This is a genomic window from Roseburia sp. AF25-13LB (genome assembly GCF_003478915.1).
GTDB classification, from domain to species: domain Bacteria; phylum Bacillota; class Clostridia; order Lachnospirales; family Lachnospiraceae; genus Roseburia_C; species Roseburia_C amylophila.
On the sequence record NZ_QUFO01000004.1, the window covers coordinates 292,224 to 308,677 of the forward strand.

Annotated in this window: 15 protein-coding genes and 1 pseudogene; 8 read left to right on the forward strand and 8 right to left on the reverse strand. The window is 43.3% G+C overall.

Annotated elements, in window-relative coordinates:
- Nucleotide 1 precedes the first annotated feature (1 nt).
- The 8 genes from DWY37_RS08305 to DWY37_RS08340 all read right to left on the reverse strand — a co-directional run bounded on the left by DWY37_RS08305 (nt 2) and on the right by DWY37_RS08340 (nt 11,017).
- On the reverse strand, nt 2-3,067 hold the full coding sequence (locus DWY37_RS08305; protein ID WP_118541802.1) for a type I restriction endonuclease subunit R: 3,066 nt from the start codon (nt 3,065-3,067) through the stop codon (nt 2-4).
- Complete coding sequence (locus tag DWY37_RS08310) at nt 3,057-3,500, reverse strand: hypothetical protein (protein WP_118541804.1); 444 nt, start codon at nt 3,498-3,500, stop codon at nt 3,057-3,059. Before DWY37_RS08310 ends, DWY37_RS08305 begins: the two co-directional genes overlap by 11 nt.
- Nucleotides 3,497-4,768 carry a restriction endonuclease subunit S gene (locus DWY37_RS08315; RefSeq protein ID WP_118541806.1) on the reverse strand — a complete coding sequence of 424 codons (1,272 nt, stop codon included), beginning with the start codon at nt 4,766-4,768 and terminating at the stop codon, nt 3,497-3,499. The genes DWY37_RS08310 and DWY37_RS08315 overlap by 4 nt, the downstream gene beginning before the upstream one ends.
- Nucleotides 4,769-4,780: 12 nt before the next feature.
- Nucleotides 4,781-6,871, reverse strand: coding sequence for a type I restriction-modification system subunit M (locus DWY37_RS08320; RefSeq protein WP_118541808.1), 2,091 nt, complete (start codon nt 6,869-6,871; stop codon nt 4,781-4,783).
- Between the two features lie 72 nt (nt 6,872-6,943).
- The gene (locus DWY37_RS08325) at nt 6,944-9,214 is read right to left on the reverse strand and encodes an AAA family ATPase (RefSeq protein ID WP_118544465.1); all 2,271 of its coding nucleotides are present in this window, start codon (nt 9,212-9,214) and stop codon (nt 6,944-6,946) included.
- Nucleotides 9,215-9,238: 24 nt separating this feature from the next.
- Nucleotides 9,239-9,439 (reverse strand): helix-turn-helix domain-containing protein, encoded by a 201-nt coding sequence (locus DWY37_RS08330; RefSeq protein WP_118541814.1) that lies wholly within the window; start codon nt 9,437-9,439, stop codon nt 9,239-9,241.
- 35 nt (nt 9,440-9,474) lie between these two features.
- On the reverse strand, nt 9,475-10,119 hold the full coding sequence (locus DWY37_RS08335; protein ID WP_118541816.1) for a hypothetical protein: 645 nt from the start codon (nt 10,117-10,119) through the stop codon (nt 9,475-9,477).
- Nucleotides 10,109-11,017, reverse strand: coding sequence for a hypothetical protein (locus DWY37_RS08340; protein ID WP_118541818.1), 909 nt, complete (start codon nt 11,015-11,017; stop codon nt 10,109-10,111). Before DWY37_RS08340 ends, DWY37_RS08335 begins: the two co-directional genes overlap by 11 nt.
- Before the next feature lie 297 nt (nt 11,018-11,314).
- Between DWY37_RS08340 and DWY37_RS08345 the strand changes: the two genes are divergently transcribed.
- From DWY37_RS08345 to DWY37_RS08375, 8 genes and pseudogenes are all read left to right on the forward strand, one after another.
- Nucleotides 11,315-11,821 carry a sigma-70 family RNA polymerase sigma factor gene (locus tag DWY37_RS08345; RefSeq protein WP_118544464.1) on the forward strand — a complete coding sequence of 169 codons (507 nt, stop codon included), beginning with the start codon at nt 11,315-11,317 and terminating at the stop codon, nt 11,819-11,821.
- Nucleotides 11,822-11,992: 171 nt separating this feature from the next.
- Nucleotides 11,993-12,202 carry a hypothetical protein gene (locus tag DWY37_RS15710; RefSeq protein ID WP_147403587.1) on the forward strand — a complete coding sequence of 70 codons (210 nt, stop codon included), beginning with the start codon at nt 11,993-11,995 and terminating at the stop codon, nt 12,200-12,202.
- Complete coding sequence (locus tag DWY37_RS08350) at nt 12,138-12,467, forward strand: DNA ligase (protein WP_118541823.1); 330 nt, start codon at nt 12,138-12,140, stop codon at nt 12,465-12,467. The genes DWY37_RS15710 and DWY37_RS08350 overlap by 65 nt, the downstream gene beginning before the upstream one ends.
- A pseudogene (locus tag DWY37_RS08355) lies at nt 12,457-13,587 on the forward strand (DUF2800 domain-containing protein). The gene DWY37_RS08350 and the pseudogene DWY37_RS08355 overlap by 11 nt, the downstream one beginning before the upstream one ends.
- On the forward strand, nt 13,588-14,160 hold the full coding sequence (locus DWY37_RS08360; protein ID WP_118541825.1) for a DUF2815 family protein: 573 nt from the start codon (nt 13,588-13,590) through the stop codon (nt 14,158-14,160).
- Between the two features lie 14 nt (nt 14,161-14,174).
- Nucleotides 14,175-14,366 (forward strand): hypothetical protein, encoded by a 192-nt coding sequence (locus DWY37_RS08365; RefSeq protein ID WP_243006655.1) that lies wholly within the window; start codon nt 14,175-14,177, stop codon nt 14,364-14,366.
- Nucleotides 14,367-14,471: 105 nt separating this feature from the next.
- Nucleotides 14,472-16,031: a recombinase family protein gene (locus DWY37_RS08370; protein ID WP_118544463.1), complete on the forward strand. Its 1,560-nt coding sequence runs from the start codon at nt 14,472-14,474 to the stop codon at nt 16,029-16,031.
- The gene (locus tag DWY37_RS08375) at nt 16,031-16,447 is read left to right on the forward strand and encodes an integrase (RefSeq protein WP_118541827.1); all 417 of its coding nucleotides are present in this window, start codon (nt 16,031-16,033) and stop codon (nt 16,445-16,447) included. The genes DWY37_RS08370 and DWY37_RS08375 overlap by 1 nt, the downstream gene beginning before the upstream one ends.
- The last annotated feature ends 7 nt before the right edge of the window (nt 16,448-16,454 follow it).

A 16,454-nucleotide genomic window follows, 5' to 3' on the forward strand; every position in this document is an offset into this window, starting at 1 on the left:
ATCATTTTGCATTACGAAGACTCTTGTATATCTCATCTGAGAAAATACCAAGAACCTGCCGCTTCATCTCATCATTGGATAGAAGCATAGAGAAGAAGTCCTGATTCTGTGACAATCCCTCAATCAAAGCATCGTCAATATCATCAAAATAGGAGAACTCAAAATCCTGCTGCGTATTATTACGCGCGCTGGTCTTCAGTTTGTCTGACTTCATCAGAATATCTCGAATCTGTAGCATAGCTTTGACCACAACATCGTTGTCATAATTCTTACCAGTGCGGCTGTTAATTTCATCGATGATCTCAGATAGTCTTTTTTCCTTATCTTCTGTCAGTCCAAAGTGCTCTGCTGTCGGAAGCTTCATAACCGGATCGGCAACGAGATCAGCCGACTTATGTTCTTCGCCCTTCTTCTGTACGAAATTAGTAGCCTTAATCTTTCCATCCAGATTAAAACCACCGCCTGGATGTTTGATATTGATATAAGCCAGCAGATAAGATACAAAATTATATTTCTTATGTAAATCAGTATCTTCAAAGCTGGACACCTGCAGCAGAAATTCGTAGAAGCGAACAAAGCTTCTCATATCAGCTACGCACTGGCGCTGCGTATTGTATTCATAATGTTCAATCAGCTTTTTGCTCTTCTGAAGGAAAAAGGTTAATCGCTGTTTCTGCTTACCATTCACTTTGTCGGCATACAGGATGTCATTAGCTGCTTCGATATCAGCCGGATCTAATATGCCATAAGCATCAATCTTAGCTTCCAGATCATATACCGCACTCGGTGTTACAGAATTAGCCAGTAATGTCGTTGTATAATATGGTGCGAAAGCAGATTTGATATCTTCATAACTATTTACAAAATCCAGCACGAACGTCTTTTTATCATAAGGTGCACAAATACGATTTAACCGGGACAAAGTCTGTACCGCATTAACACCTTTCAGCTTTTTCAGAACATACATGGCACAGAGTTTCGGCTGGTCAAATCCGGTCTGATATTTATTTGCTACCAGGAGAACCTGATATTTATCCGTATCAAATTCCTTTGTAAGACGATCCTCTGGAAATCCATTCAAAGAGCTTTCCGTATACTCCTGCTCATCATCCGGAAGCTTTACTTTTCCGGAGAAAGCCACCAATGCATGAATGCCCTCGTATCCTTTCTTCGCAATGTAATCTTCAAATGCCTGACGATACTTTACTGCACTCTGACGAGAAGCGGTAATCACCATTGCCTTGGCCTGACCGCCTAATTCCTGCATAACCGTGGTGCGGAAATGTTCTACAATCACTTCTACACGCTGCGCAATATTGGTATCATGCAATTCTATGAAACGTGCAATCTGGCGTTTCGCATCATTGGTTTTACAGCGCGGATCATCCTCAATTTCTTTGTTAATCTGATAGAACGTTGAATACTCCGTATAGTTCTGCAGTACATCCAGGATAAATCCCTCTTCAATCGCCTGCTTCATGGAATATACATGAAATGCTTCCTTCTGTCCCTTTGTGTTCTGATGCCCAAAAAGCTGAATCGTGGTAGGCTTCGGTGTTGCTGTAAAAGCAAACATAGACACATTGGCCTGCTTGCCATTCCGCTTGATTTCGCTGGAAATCATATCTTCCACATCCGCTTCCGTATCTTCTCCGGATCCAAGCGTCATCGTGATAGCAGCCATATCCTTTCCGGCGGTTGAAGAATGCGCCTCGTCAATGATGACGGCAAACCGCTTGTTCTTCAGATTAGCTACACTATCAACGATATATGGGAATTTCTGAATCGTTGTTGCAATAATCTTTGTATTGCCATTCAGCGCAATCGCCAGGTCTGCGGACACACACTTATCATCCATCACACGGATGAGTCCCGCCTTGTGTTCCATACCCATGATGGCTTTCTGCAGCTGCCTATCTACAACAACTCGGTCTGTAACAATAACAACATTGTCAAAGATAATCTTGTTGTTGGCATCATGCAGTGAAGTTAACCGGTGTGCCAGCCATGCAATAGAGTTAGTCTTTCCGGATCCTGCGCTATGCTGAATCAGATAATTCTGGGCTGTGCCATTCTCACGAACATCAGCCAGTACCTTGCGGATAACATCAAGCTGATGGTAGCGCGGGAAAATCAAATTCTCCGAACGCTTTACTTTTCCGGTTTCTTCATCGACCTTTTCTTTTACTTCCACAAAGATAAACTTGCTGATCAGATCGAGAATCGTATCCTTGGTAAGGATATCCTCCCACATATAGGACACACTGTATTTATCTTTAAATGCCGGATTCCCAGCTCCTGCAGTAACACCATGACCATTACCCATGTTAAAAGGCAAAAAGAATGTGGCCTGACCATCGAGTTTAGTGGTCATATACACTTCTTCTAAATCCATAGCGAAGTTTACAAGTGTTCCGGCTTTGAAGCGGAAGAGTCTCGTCTTCGGATTTCGGTCAGTACGGAACTGATAGATGGCATCCTGATAGGACTGACCTGCTGCATTACATTTCAGTTCAAAAGCCATAATCGCCAGACCATTCAGGAAAATAACTACATCGATTCTTTCCTTATCGCTGGCCCAGACCTCCTCCATCACAGAGAAAATATTCTGGCTGTATTTCTTTGTCAATTCCGGATTAAAGGTAGTCGCGGGCTTGGTATACATGAGCTCAATCTTCTGATTCGAAAGCTCAATGCCATGCTTCAGCACCTCAATCAGACTGCCTCGTATTTTCGTAGTCTCCGCATTGATGAAGCTAACAATCGTCTCTTCCAGATCATCTTTGTAAATTTTACGCAGATAATTCATTGTATCAGGCTGTGTATCGTTCAAGAATATAAAGAGCATCTCACGATCCACGGCATAATAGCGGTCAAAATTCGTAGCTTTACGGACTACAAAACCATTGTCCTTTTCCAGTCGCTCTAACAAGAACTTCTGGTATTCCTTCTCAGAGAGGATGGATGCCTGATGGATCAATTTTTCATGATATATCTTGGCTCTCCGGACAGTATCTTCGGATTTGCTTTGTTCTAATATAATGTTATCTCTATCATTATTTTCCATCCGTTTCTACCTCCCCTCTAATCCATTTTCCTGTCTTCAGATCAATAAATTGATCCAGTTTAATTTTCCCTTCAAAATCGGCGCCATACTCACCGGCACGAGTCTGGTCATCAAATTTGAAGCTTATGTTGTAATATCTACCTGTCTTGGTTTTACGAATCAGGTCATTGCCCATCATAAACTGAATCACACGCTTATGATTCTCAATGTCATCACCATTCAAGTAAAAGCAAATCACTCCCGTCGGAGCAAGCTGCACTTCCATGTCGGTACACTTGCACTCATAGCATGCGTGCTCCGCAATGGCCTTCTCGCATATCTGCTGTGCAAAGGACTGATCTTCAAAAAAGTACATCCACTTGCCGCATTTGTGCTTTTCGAACTTGGCCTCGTCACCGGAAAGATACCAGTACCATCCGCCTTGTCTTATCATATAGCTGACACCTCCTTCTTTCCCGTGACGTATTCGTAAATCAAGGACTTTTTGTATTCATCAATGAGCGCCAATTGTTCGATTTTGGCAGCAATCACTTTATCAATTTCTTCACACTTGGCATCGAGAAATTTCGCAATGCGCTTTTGTTCTTGAACAGGCGGAACAATCACTGAAATTGCTCCAAGTTGATCTTCTGTCAGTGAATGCCTAAGATTTTTAGCTAAATGCAACAACGTCTTATCGTTATCAAGCATCGTATAGTAATAGCAATAATATTTTGCATTCCCCATATCATTGAGCTCAAACTGACTATATGCTGGACTTGATAACCCCTCCTGTTTTATCAAGCCTATACAGCGCGGTGTAACATCAATATCAAACAAACACATCAACAAATTCCCTGGTTCTAATCGCTGATAGCCATCAAACGACGTAGGCATCTTTCCACCTGCATCTAAATCTCGGACTATAACTCCTTTCATTGTTAAAGAGAGAATATCTTCACCATTATATACTGGGCAAATAACTTTTTTCTTTTTCATGAGATACTTGTTAGGCATCACATTCCATGAGGAGGGTATTTTACCAATCCACTTCAATCCGCTGTCCTTCATTTCAACATCTGGATTCAGCCCCTTGGTTACCGCTTCAGTAATGACGGAACGTTTATATTGCTCTAAGGTGTCAATCTGAGTTTGGATATCAGCTGAGAGAGCATCAATCTCGGCACACTTGGCATCAAGGAAACCCACAATACTCTTTTGTTCTTGTATTGGAGGCATTGGAAGCTTGATGTTTGCAAATGTATTTGCAGATATTTCCTTAAAGGTTGTTCCTGATCCATAAAGGTTAAATACTTCTCCGTAGATACTAATTACATAAAAATAAAACTTATTCAGGACTCTGCCACTCTTTTCTACGAGACCTAAACAGCCTTGATTTGTACAGAGCTTATCCGCCGTTATTGCTACCGTTCCGATTGGTGCTCGCTTAGAAAACACAATACTTCCAATTGGAAGCATACTTGTACTGCAGGATTTATATCCTTCAATAGTAAGATTTCTGCTTCCTCCCGTTACAAAAACATCTTTTGTCTTAAAATCTGCTGGCGTTATCCACTTTATATCTCCATCCCAAAAATCAACATTTGTACTTTCAGGCGTAGCTCCAGCAATAAGACGATAACTGTATTTAATTGGCTCTACATTCCAATTCCTAGGAATTTCATTTATCCACGATATTCCACTATCTTTCATCTCTCGCATATCATCACCGCCTTACTCGAACAGCTTTGACACGCGTTCAGAAACGGAAAGCTCCAGATCCATGAACTTCACTTCCAGTTCTTCGCTTTGTGTCGGCTGCTGATACTTGTAGAAGTAGCGTGTAAACGGAATCTCTGCACCGGTCTTTATGACTGGTTTCTTTTTGCCCAGATCCTCTTCAAAGAATGCCTTAGCATCCGGGACATGCGGCAGTACTTCTCTCTCCATATAATCGTCGATGTTTTCTTCCCATTTCACCAGTTCTGTATCTTTGGTTTCCTTGTCATAGAGAATATTGCCTTTTTTATCTTTCTGAATTTCGGCATCCTTATCCATGACAGACAAACCATCTGCAATCTTATCAAGCAGCTTTTTATCTGCTGTTGCATTAGCAAGGGCCTTTGTCAGCACCGGCATAAATACTTTTGGTGAATTATAAACCTGCTCAGATACTGCCGCCTGCAGCGCCGTAATGATTGATTCATAAACCGGCTGGTTATTCTGGTAATTTTCCAGCTTCTTTAAATCCTTACCGGACAGTTCTTCCATATTCTCCAGTTCATCCACCTTAGCCTGATCGTAAAGAGAAGAAAGCGATCCCTTTGACAGCATTGCTTCAATTCTCTCTCCTGTGATGGCATAGCTTCTCTGGAGTGGCTGCATCACAGTGTACTCACGATAGATAAACTCCTCGTTTTTATAAATCTTGCAATACTCATTTTCAGCAAAATCTGCATAAAGCTTCGTAATCTCGGATCGATTCTCCGGCGAGATTTCATTTTTCTTATCACCGAGAGCTTTACGTAGCTTGTTATAAAATCCTGACGCATCTATCAGCTGAATCTTGCCTTTTCTCTCGCGCCTCTTATTCTTAGAAAGTAACCAGATGTATGTAGCGATACCTGTGTTATAGAAAAGATCTGTAGGCAGTGCAATAATTGCTTCAATCAGATCGTTTTCCAACATCCAACGACGAATCTGGCTTTCACCGGAAGCAGTTCCACCAGAGAACAGTGGACTACCATTTTCAATAATCGCAGCACGGCCAAAATTGTCGTCCATCTTATCTATAGCAGACTGCAAGAACAACATCTGCATATCGCCAGAGCCAGGAAGACCCGCACCCCAGCGACCGTCGAAGCCCTTTGTGTATTCATCATTAACTGCCTGCTCCACACCTTCTGCTGCATCTTTGCCTCCCCACGGTGTACCGAATGGTGGGTTTTCAATGACGAAACGCATCTTGGTTCCCTTGAATCGGTCAGCTTTCATCGTGTCCTGATAGCAAATATTCTCTGCGTTCTGGCCTTTAATCATCATCTCAGCCAAGCAGATCGCATATGATTCTGGATTGATTTCCTGGCCAAACAGACGCACATCCGCAGATGGATTGTAACGCTTGATGAAGTTGTAGCTGGTGGAAAGCATACCGCCGGTTCCACACGCCTGATCCAATACAGTGATGACCTTTCCATCGTCAAAGATATCATCACAGCCTTCTGCCAGCAGAATATTGACCATCAGCTTGATGATGTCTCTTCCAGTATAGTGATCACCAGCCTCCGCATTTTCTGAAAATCTTCTGATCAAATCTTCAAAGATGTATCCCATCTTTACGTTATCGATTGTCACCGGATTCAGATCCAACTCTGAGAAAGCCTTTACCACACTGAGCAGACGATTGTTCTTGTCCATTTTGTCAATCTGCTTATCAAAATCCAGACTCTTAATAATGTCCTGAATATTTGCAGAAAAACCCTGAATATAGGATTTGAAGTTCGCTGCAAGATGATCCGCATCATTTACCAACTCTGCAAGATCAAACTCACTGGTGTTGTAGAACTGATATCCGGATACACGATACATCGCCTTTGCCGGATATGCCGGATTCGCCTTGAACTGATCTACTACTTTCTGCTTTGTTGGTGCCAATGCACATTCAAATCTACGGATGATAACCATCGGAATGATGACATCCTTGTATTTGTCACTCTGGTAAGTACCGCGCAGCTTGTTTGCGATAGACCAGATAAAATTCACCTCTGTAGAAACGTCAACAGGGGAGTCGTCCCACATTGCGTCAATTGTCTGCTTTTCAGCCATTGCTGTATCCTCCGTTCATCGGGATCAGATATCCCTGTCTAAATCTATTTTAATTCTTACCGTGTCCCATAATCAGGACTCTGTATTCATCATCATTTTGTAATGCTGTTCCTGCTGCATTGCCTCAAAAATCATCTTGAACACTTCTTTTATCTGCTCTGCATCAAATCCCGTCTCTATAATGTTGAAGCCGTCCGCAATCAGTGCCGGGCTGCTGTCAATGTAAGAGAGAAGTGCTGACGCCAGTTCATGTTTCGTATAATCCGGCTTACTACCACTGTTGTCTACGAATTTGTCTTTATTGTCGTCAAGGACAATCTTCTGTAAATCAGCTCCGGCATATCCGCAAATCTGAATGAAGTAGTATTCCAGAATGTGGTGCACAACATTCGTAAGTGTATTAACTGTTTTCAGTTCTTTGTATTCATCCCATAGTGCCGCATAGGAATTCTGAATCGGATTATAATTTTCTTTATCTGTCGGTATTGTGTGGCTCTGTCTTACACACAGCTTAATATGCGAAATATTATCTGTTTTGCGTATGAGATAGAAAGATGTGCTTCTGTATTTATTTACCTGACGTGGCGTTATCTCATTATGGAAATAGACATTGTGAGTCAGAATAAAGATCTGTTTAATAAAGTTACCTTCAATCTTCTGATTCAAATAATCCGTGTTATTCAGACAGATTTCAACCATTTCGCGCACCAGTGCACTTACGATGAGAAGTGCACTGCTATCCATGCTGGAAACCGGATCATCAATCACTACAATCTTATCCTTCACTTCCTCATCACTGAAACTACCTCTTACAAGGTGATAAAAATATAAGAAAGCTATGAAATTACGCTCGCCCTCAGATAATTTCTCAGCAATCGTTCCGTCTGGGCGAATAACCTCGTATGTATTCTGCACATCTTTCTTTGCACGAAGATTAAACCCCTGGAATCCAGAAGTCTTTAATATTCTGTTGATGCCCTCAATCGTAGCTTCGGTATTAACAACCTGCTTATTCAAGTTGCTAATATCAGTTGTGATATTTCCATCCTTTGTTCTCAGATTATTCAGCTCTGTTTTAAGTACATTTAATTCCTTATCCGCATTAGCAAGCGTATCGTTGTATTCTTTTACAGCATCTTGAAGTACAAAAGCCAAATACTCCCACACTTCTTTGCTGCATTTTGATTGCTGATTCTTCTTATCACCTACCAGAGTATTGTGAGCCTCTATCTGATCATTCATCTGATCAATGATGCTGCCGATTTCCAGCAGTAAAGAATCTGTATCCTCAAGCGATGCTACCGTAGTCGGCTCTTTAACCTTGGCTTCAATTCTCTGTGTATTGATGGTAATCGCATCCTTGAAGTTCTTTACCTTTGCCTGATATTCATCTGTGTTCAGTCCTGGCAGAACATCATCAAGATTACTTTCAAAGGTGCGCACTAAACTGCTCATTTCAGATACATAAACTGACTGAAAATTACTGATTGCTGCAATATCCTCCTGATACTGAGCATCGAAACATTTAAGCAGATCATCCTCAAATGATACCGGTAATTTTTGCTGGCAGTACGGGCACTTGCCATCCGTTTGTCCGGCAAAATGCGTATGACCTTGTCTTACCCAGTCAGTTGCATTTAATTTCTTGATAAAGTTTGCAAAAGGCGTTTCACTGCTGCTAGCAACAACTTTCCCCATTAAATCAAATCCATGCAGCGAAGCATAAGAAACTTTTCCAGCCTTAGTGAATTTGTCATACTGCTTGTCGTCACCGCCCCAGAGAGTCTTTACTCTTTCTTCAAGTGCGCTTGCATCATGATGAACCGGAGTAATCTTTAGAATTTCACCGGCAAACAGAGCTTTCGTCTTCTTACCCTTTATAGCTGCATCGAATGTTGGTCTAAGTGTTTTGCTTTGATTCCAGCAGGCTTCCTGAAATACTCCTAAGGCACCTTCTTTTTCCTTTCTTTTTGATTCAGCTGCTTCGGACTTCTTTTTATACTCTTCCACAACCGCACTCTTATCAGCTTGAAGGGCCTCTATCTTTTTTTGCACTTCTATATTTGTTTCGCAAACGGTAAATACACCGGCAAGATTGCCATAGTTGGCGAAATTGGCATCAATAAATTCTGTATTGTATGTAAGCACATCATAGTCTGATGCTGACTTGCCATTTTTCCATTCTATTCCTGTATTATCACGAAGAGATCTGGCTATTGTGGATTTTCCCGCACCATTCTTTCCGTAGAAAAAGTTTACGAAAGTCGGCTCAATTACTTCTCCAGTAAAAGTCGCATCGTTTAAGGTTATTCTTTCAATTGCTGATTGCATCTTTGGCTTCATAGAATATTCCGCACCTCTTTTCTTTTACTCCTTGATTTTCCCTGTTCTAACCCACTCATCAACTTCGGAAATTTTAAACTTATATCTCTTACCTGCTTTGTAAAAAGGTAGCTTTCCTTCTTTTATCCATGTTCTGACGGTATCCTGGCTGAGACTCAGATGTACTGCTACATCCTCAAGGTTTACCCATTTTTCTATGTTCATTTCTTCGTATTCCTTGCTCATTTTCTACCTCCATTCATTGCTGTCTGCGAGCTGTATTACATAGAGAAAACTTGAATTCCATTTTCTCTTAAAACTTCTACCATATTGATTCTTTTGATTGCCCAATGCATTCGATTAAGCTCATTAAAATTTGAACTTCCCTGCAGACCTAATTCAAATAAAAGCTCATTTAGTTTCTGCTGTGGAATCGAATTCAAAAACTGATAGTATATCTTTATTCCATTATCTTGAACTTTTATATCGGTGATAATTCCATAGTGAGCATAATGCGCTTCATCGGTCTTCCCATAACTATGGTTTTCAGTGGCTATGATTGTTGGAAACGTTTTTATTTCAGCTATAGCCTCCGGTGTCAGTGCAGCATACTGCTTTTTCAATTCGTCTGACGTACTCTCTGTGATAGCTCTCTCTTTATCAACCATCACATGATACGTTCCGTCGAGTACATCCCCTGCAACTACTATCAAATTATAGAAATCGAGGTTTAGTGTTACTGATATCGCGTAACCTTGCTGCATCCCCGGCATTGGATTCGTGATCAGAATTGTAGGCCTATATTCGTTTTTCACATTGTCCGCATGAGCTATAAGCGTATTATGATCGCCCGGAAGGTTAATTTCCGTCGGAGTGTTATTTTGTTGAAGCACGGTAGGTTTATTTAACTGAGGCTTATTTTCCATCCTTTTTTCCTCCATAGTAATTATTTACCGTGTCAACATGGTTGTAGAAGCTATTGTTATTGCCGGTAACGTTAAAAGTGAAATTCATTTGCGGAGCTTCTTTTGTACCTTGTCTCTCTACATCCGACTGCTGTTCTTCATATGTCTGTTCCTGATCCGGCTCTACTATTTCAACAATTTCCGAATCTTTGAGTTCTGCTCCAATTTCTTCTGCATAGGTCAGTTTCACATCTTTTTTCCAATCCTCACCCATAGTTCCCTCGTATGTTCTGGGTGCTCTGTTTCTTGGCGGACACCAGAAATCAAAGGTTTCTTTTCCAATCGTTGCAGGATCAGTACGCATAACACAAAAGTGCAGAATTCCCAGCAAAAATGTCTGAAAGCAAAAGCTCTGGCTTTTGACAATATCTGCTTTCGACATGCCTGTGCCATCCTGTAAAGCGTAGAATATCTGGTTTGATTCTATTGAATCATCTTTATCTATCGTATCGATGAGGGCCTTGACCAGCCTCTCGTCTTTTTTTGTACTGTCTTTTACGTGAAGAAATTCATCGCAAAATTCAATCATTCGATTCAGTGCAACTTGATAATTTTCTTTCACACATTTGTCAAACTCTGTCAAAGCAACTCTATTGCTAAACGGGAAATAAGTGCCGCCTTTATTCTTACAGCTCTTGTATTCCGACGTATTCCCTTTAATGGTTGTCATCATACTTTCTAGCGGCTCCCGAAAATCAGGCACCAAAACCTTAGATAATCCTATTAATACTTCTGGTTCAGACAGCCCATCCTTCTCTCCCGCGTAATGTTCTCTTACTCCGGCCCGTGGCTTTCTATCCTCAAGCAATAAGGTGAAGAACGTGCCGCCACAGAGTCTTATATTCTCTCTATTCGTCATTGATTGTCCCTCTTTTTCAAAACACCAACTCTACTAACTCTGCCAACTATGACACGTTAACTCAAGCAACTATTGGATGTCCTTGTGAGCAAATCACAGGGACTTTTTTATTTTGGTGCAAGATTTTCTCTGGTACGCAAATCAGATTAAACCCTAATAAACCTTAATAAAGTATATCACAATCCACACTTTTTTTCAATTGCACGCAACGTTTTGTGATGATAGGAAGATGAGAATTTCGTGATAGCCAAATGCCCCTGCGATTGCTCAACAAAGCCAATCACAGGAGGAAAATTTATGGCAAATCATGAAAATCATAACGCACCATTCATCTATCTTCGCTCTACAGGAGAGAAAATCTCTGTCACAAAGGAACAGCACAATTCATTTTATAAGGAAGCCGACCGCATTCGCCACAAGGAGCAGGACCACGGCAGGTGCATGTGCCCATATCGCTTCATATGGAGATGTGATGGCGACTGTCTTGACTGTGAGTACCACGCTGCCGGAGACATCTCCTCTCTGGATCAGCCACTACCTGATGGCAATGGTACCATCGGTGACTATGTACCTGACCGTAGCAAGGCTATGGAAGAAGTCATCACCGACCGTATGCTCCTGGAGCAGCTCTTTGCCAGACTTCGCGAGCTCGACCCAGAGGCTGATACCATCATTCAGTGCTGGCTTGATGATTACAAGATCTCAGATCGTGCAATCGCCGAGAAGCTCGGTCGTCCTCAGCGTACCTTCGCTGATCAGATGAAGAAGATCCGCACGGAGCTCCGTAAAATCCGTGGCTATTAATCCTACATATCATATGTAGCAATTCATCCCTCTTGGCATCCATCAACCGATGTCCGGAGGGATTTTATATTTTTTTAAATTTCTCCGCTCAAATCCGCCACTCATCTCCAGTGGAAGGTGTAAGGCACGAAACAACAAGCCTTAACCATCACAGAAACGGAGGTGAAGCACATGAAGAAGTCCTACTTCGATTCAGGCGGTAACGACACGGAGCTGATTGCAGTACTGAATGCAATCTCCCACGTATCCGCAAGAATGGCGAGAAACATGACAATCCTCGCACAGCAAAGACAATCAGAGAAAGGAGAACGTCGCTATGAGCAAAATGAGCGATATGGCTATGACCATCGAAGAGCTGCGCAGTGCAGCCGCTGCTATTAACGAAGCAGCCAACTGGTTAGCAGAACAGTTTGGTGGCACTGTTGATGAATCATCTGCCAAAGAGCCTGCTGCCAAGGAAGAAAAGAAACCGGAACTCAAACTTGAGGATGTACGAGCTGTCTTAGCAGAGAAGTCCCGTGCCGGGCATACCGCTGCTATCCGTACATTACTTCAGAAGTATGGTGCTTCCAAGCTATCTGCTGTTGATCCGAAGCACTATGAAGCCTTGTTAAAGGATGCGGAGGTGCTTGACGATGCCACCTAAAGGACACGCTACCTTATCTGCTTCCTCTTCAGACCGCTGGCTTCACTGTCCGCCTTCCGCAAGACTCTGCGAGACCTACGAGGATAAAGGCAGCGATTATGCTGCGGAAGACACCAATGCTCACGAGCTTTGTGAGTACAAGCTGAAAAAGGCACTGGGCATGGATGCCAGTGATCCGACGGAAAATCTCACCTGGTACAACGAGGAAATGGAGGACTGTGCCAATGGCTATGCCGCCTACATCCTTGAAATGGTAGAGGCCGCCAAGGAAAGCTGCGCTGACCCGAAGGTTCTGATTGAACAGCGTGTAGATTTTTCTCGCTGGGTGGAGCAGGGCTTCGGAACCGCTGACTGCATCATCATTGCAGATGGCACCTTGAGAATATGCGATTACAAGCACGGTCTTGGAGTCCTCGTAGATGCGACCGATAATCCGCAAATGAAGTGCTACGCACTTGGAGCCCTGGAGCTTTTTGATGACATCTACGACATTGATAACGTCAGCATGACCATTTATCAGCCTAGACGTCAGAACATCTCCACCTTCGAGCTTTCCAAGGAAGAGCTGTACAAGTGGGCGAATGAAGTGTTGAAGCCGACCGCAGATCTTGCCTTTGCCGGAGATGGGAACTTTCTCTGTGGCGAATGGTGTGGTTTCTGCAAGGCCAAGCACGAATGCCGTGCCAGAGCCGAGGCCAATCTCACACTGGCTCAGTACGATTTCAAGCTTCCACCTCTTTTAGAGGATTCGGAGATTGAATACATCCTCTCTCGTGCAGATGAATTAGTTGCCTGGGCATCCAATATCAAGGAATATGCTCTGCAGCAGGCCATCAGCGGTAAGGAATGGGCTGGCTGGAAGCTGGTCGAAGGTAGATCCAACCGCAAGTATTCCAATGAGGAGGCAGTCATCTAGGCAGTTACAGATGCCGGGTTTGATCCATATGAAAAGAAGCTCCTTGGTATCACTGCCATGCAGAAGCGTCTTGGCAAATCCAGATTCGATGAGCTGCTTACCGCCTATATTGAAAAGCCTCAAGGTAAACCGACGCTCGTACCGGAGAGCGATAAACGTCCGGCAATGAACAATGCAAAAACTGATTTTATGGAGGAAAATTAAATGAACAAGAATGTAAAAATCAACAATCCTATGAAGGTAATCACTGGTCCTGACACTCGTTGGTCTTATGCCAACGTCTGGGAGCCGAAATCCATCAATGGAGGTACACCGAAGTACAGCGTATCTCTGATTATTCCGAAGTCTGATACCAAGACCATCGCCAAGATTGAAGCTGCCATCGAGGCCGCTTACAAGGAAGGCGAGGCCAAGCTCAAAGGCAATGGCAAGTCTGTACCTGCCCTCTCTGTCATCAAGACTCCGCTTCGTGATGGCGACATGGAGCATCCGGACGATCCGGTCTACGCCAATGCTTATTTCGTAAATGCCAATGCAACCTCTGCTCCTGGCATCGTGGATGCAGATCGCAATCCGATCCTTACTCGCTCCGAGGTTTACTCTGGTGTGTATGGTCGTGCCAGCATCAGCTTCTATGCATTCAACAGCTCCGGTAACAAGGGTATCGCCTGTGGACTTAACAATCTGCAGAAGATTCGTGACGGTGAGCCTCTTGGTGGTAAGGCAAGTGCTGAGTCTGATTTCGCATCTGATGAAGATGACGATTTCCTTAATTAATGGAGGTGGCAACTATGGAAATGTTACAGACTATTCTCGTTGTTGTTCTTCTTGCAATCTGGCTGTTGTTCAGTGTGGTATTCCTTATCACTGCGATCCAGAACCTCATCAATGACCACAAGCGTGAGATTCGCGAACAGGAAAGTGCTAAGCGTGATCTTGAATATCACGAAGCTCGCATGAAGGTTTACGAGAAGACAAACTAATCTACTGAAAAAGAATCCAAGGAGGTGGTGGGAGCAATCTCACCACCTTTTTGGTAGAAAGGACAATCTATGAAAATCTTACACTGACAAAGGAGGTGAATCACCATGAAGAAGGTAACCAAAATCGATAAAATCCAACCTTCACTGGCTTCGAAAAAGAAGCTCCATGTGGCTGCTTACTGCCGCGTTTCCATGGATTCTGATGCACAGCTCGAAAGTCTGGATGCACAGAAGGAGCACTACAAAAGCTACATCACCTCCCGTGATGACTGGACCTTTGCAGGGCTCTATTTTGACGAAGGTATCACCGGCACCAAGGCTGATAAAAGGCCAATGCTCCTGCGACTAATCGAAGATTGTAAAGCACAAAAAATTGACTTTGTAATCACCAAGTCCATCAGTCGCCTCTCCCAAAATACTACAGACTGCTTGAAGATAGTAAGAACGCTTCTGTCACTGGATATTCCGATCTATTTCGAGAAGGAAAATATCAGCACCGGCTCGATGGAAAGTGAGCTATTTCTTTCCATCCTAAGCTCTATGGCCGAAGGCGAATCCGCTTCGATTTCCGAAAATAACAAGTGGAGCATTAAGAAACGCTTCCTGGATGGAACCTATAAGCTTGGCTATGTGCCTTACGGCTACCGCTGGAAGGATGGAGAAATCCTGGTGGATCCGGCACAGGCTGAAATCGTAAAACGCATCTTTCGAGAGCTTCTTTCCGGGAAAGGCACGGAGGCTATCGCTAAGGAGCTAAACCAGGAACAGGTTCCAACCAAGAAAGGCGGCCGCTGGACCTCTACCAGCATTCGCGACATCATCAGGAATGAAAAATACACCGGTGACTGCATTTTCCAGAAGACCTATACCGACAGCAATTTTAATCGCCACAAGAACGACGGCCACCTCGATCAGTACTATGTGCCAGATCACCACGAAGCAATTATAAGCCACGAAGATTGTGAAGCCGCAGCAGCCTTGATTGAACAACGGGCAAGTGAGAAAGGCATCAAGAAGGGAAATGCTAAGTATCAACAGCGCTATGCCTTTTCCAGCAAGATTATCTGCAGCGAATGCAGGAATACCTTCCGTAGGAGAATCCATTCCAGCACCTACGTGAAATACGCAGCCTGGGTGTGCAACACTCACCTGGAAGACACCAGCAGGTGCTCTATGCTTTATATCCGTGATGATGATTTGAAGCTGGCATTTACCACGATGATCAATAAGCTGGTCTACTGTCACAAGCTGGTCTTGAAGCCTTATTTGAAAGTACTACAGGAAAACACCGGCGATGTATCGCTTCTAAATATCCAACAATTAGAAATGCTGCTGGAGCAAAACACCGAACAGCGAGAAACCCTGCATAGGCTGATGGGACAGGGCTACATTGACCAGATTCTTTTTACCCAAGAAAACAATATCCTTCTCTCCCAGGCTGGCGAATATAGGAACCAAATTGAGCTCTTAAATCGCTCCCAATCACTGGATGCCACAAAGGTATACGAGACGGAGCGCCTGCTACACTTCTGCGAACGTGGCGAAATGCAGCTGGAATACAGTGAAGAATTATTTGAATTATTCGTGGATCACATTGAGGTTTACAGCCGCCAGAAAATCGGCTTTGCACTTCATTGTGGTCTTATTTTGAAGGAGATGATTTAATGGGACACACACCCTTCGGTTACCGGATCGAGAATGGCAAGGCAGTGATAGATGAAGCTGCTGCCGCTCAGGTTCGAGACCTTTACAAGAATTATTTAAGCGGTCTATCCCTTACCAATGCTGCAAAGGAAGCCTGGCTCAACCTACTCCATTCTGGTGCCAAGCGCATGATGCTAAACAGGCATTACCTCGGAGATGACTTCTACCCGGCCATCATTGATCCGGCATCCTTCGATGCCGTCAATGCGGAGCTTAGCAAGCGCTCTACGCAGCTCGGACGGAACGACCGCTATATTGCACCAATCATAAAAAGGCCACCTACCGCCTTTCGACTTGGTGATATTACAGAGAATTATGAAAATCCGGTCAGGCAAGCAGAATACCTATACAGCCTGATAGAAAGTGAGGTCAAATAATAGGAAA

What these genes read in the sequence shown, in the direction of transcription:
- DWY37_RS15710 (WP_147403587.1), top strand. Translation starts at nt 11,993, where the DNA reads ATGAAGAAGTCCTACTTCGATTCAGGCGGTAACGACACGGAGCTGATT.
- DWY37_RS08375 (WP_118541827.1), top strand. Translation starts at nt 16,031, where the DNA reads ATGGGACACACACCCTTCGGTTACCGGATCGAGAATGGCAAGGCAGTG.
- DWY37_RS08305 (WP_118541802.1), bottom strand. Translation starts at nt 3,067, where the DNA reads ATGGAAAATAATGATAGAGATAACATTATATTAGAACAAAGCAAATCC.
- DWY37_RS08325 (WP_118544465.1), bottom strand. Translation starts at nt 9,214, where the DNA reads ATGAAGCCAAAGATGCAATCAGCAATTGAAAGAATAACCTTAAACGAT.
- DWY37_RS08370 (WP_118544463.1), top strand. Translation starts at nt 14,472, where the DNA reads ATGAAGAAGGTAACCAAAATCGATAAAATCCAACCTTCACTGGCTTCG.
- DWY37_RS08340 (WP_118541818.1), bottom strand. Translation starts at nt 11,017, where the DNA reads ATGACGAATAGAGAGAATATAAGACTCTGTGGCGGCACGTTCTTCACC.
- DWY37_RS08330 (WP_118541814.1), bottom strand. Translation starts at nt 9,439, where the DNA reads ATGAGCAAGGAATACGAAGAAATGAACATAGAAAAATGGGTAAACCTT.
- DWY37_RS08315 (WP_118541806.1), bottom strand. Translation starts at nt 4,768, where the DNA reads ATGCGAGAGATGAAAGATAGTGGAATATCGTGGATAAATGAAATTCCT.
- DWY37_RS08350 (WP_118541823.1), top strand. Translation starts at nt 12,138, where the DNA reads ATGAGCAAAATGAGCGATATGGCTATGACCATCGAAGAGCTGCGCAGT.
- DWY37_RS08310 (WP_118541804.1), bottom strand. Translation starts at nt 3,500, where the DNA reads ATGATAAGACAAGGCGGATGGTACTGGTATCTTTCCGGTGACGAGGCC.
- DWY37_RS08335 (WP_118541816.1), bottom strand. Translation starts at nt 10,119, where the DNA reads ATGGAAAATAAGCCTCAGTTAAATAAACCTACCGTGCTTCAACAAAAT.
- DWY37_RS08360 (WP_118541825.1), top strand. Translation starts at nt 13,588, where the DNA reads ATGAACAAGAATGTAAAAATCAACAATCCTATGAAGGTAATCACTGGT.
- DWY37_RS08365 (WP_243006655.1), top strand. Translation starts at nt 14,175, where the DNA reads ATGGAAATGTTACAGACTATTCTCGTTGTTGTTCTTCTTGCAATCTGG.
- DWY37_RS08320 (WP_118541808.1), bottom strand. Translation starts at nt 6,871, where the DNA reads ATGGCTGAAAAGCAGACAATTGACGCAATGTGGGACGACTCCCCTGTT.
- DWY37_RS08345 (WP_118544464.1), top strand. Translation starts at nt 11,315, where the DNA reads ATGGCAAATCATGAAAATCATAACGCACCATTCATCTATCTTCGCTCT.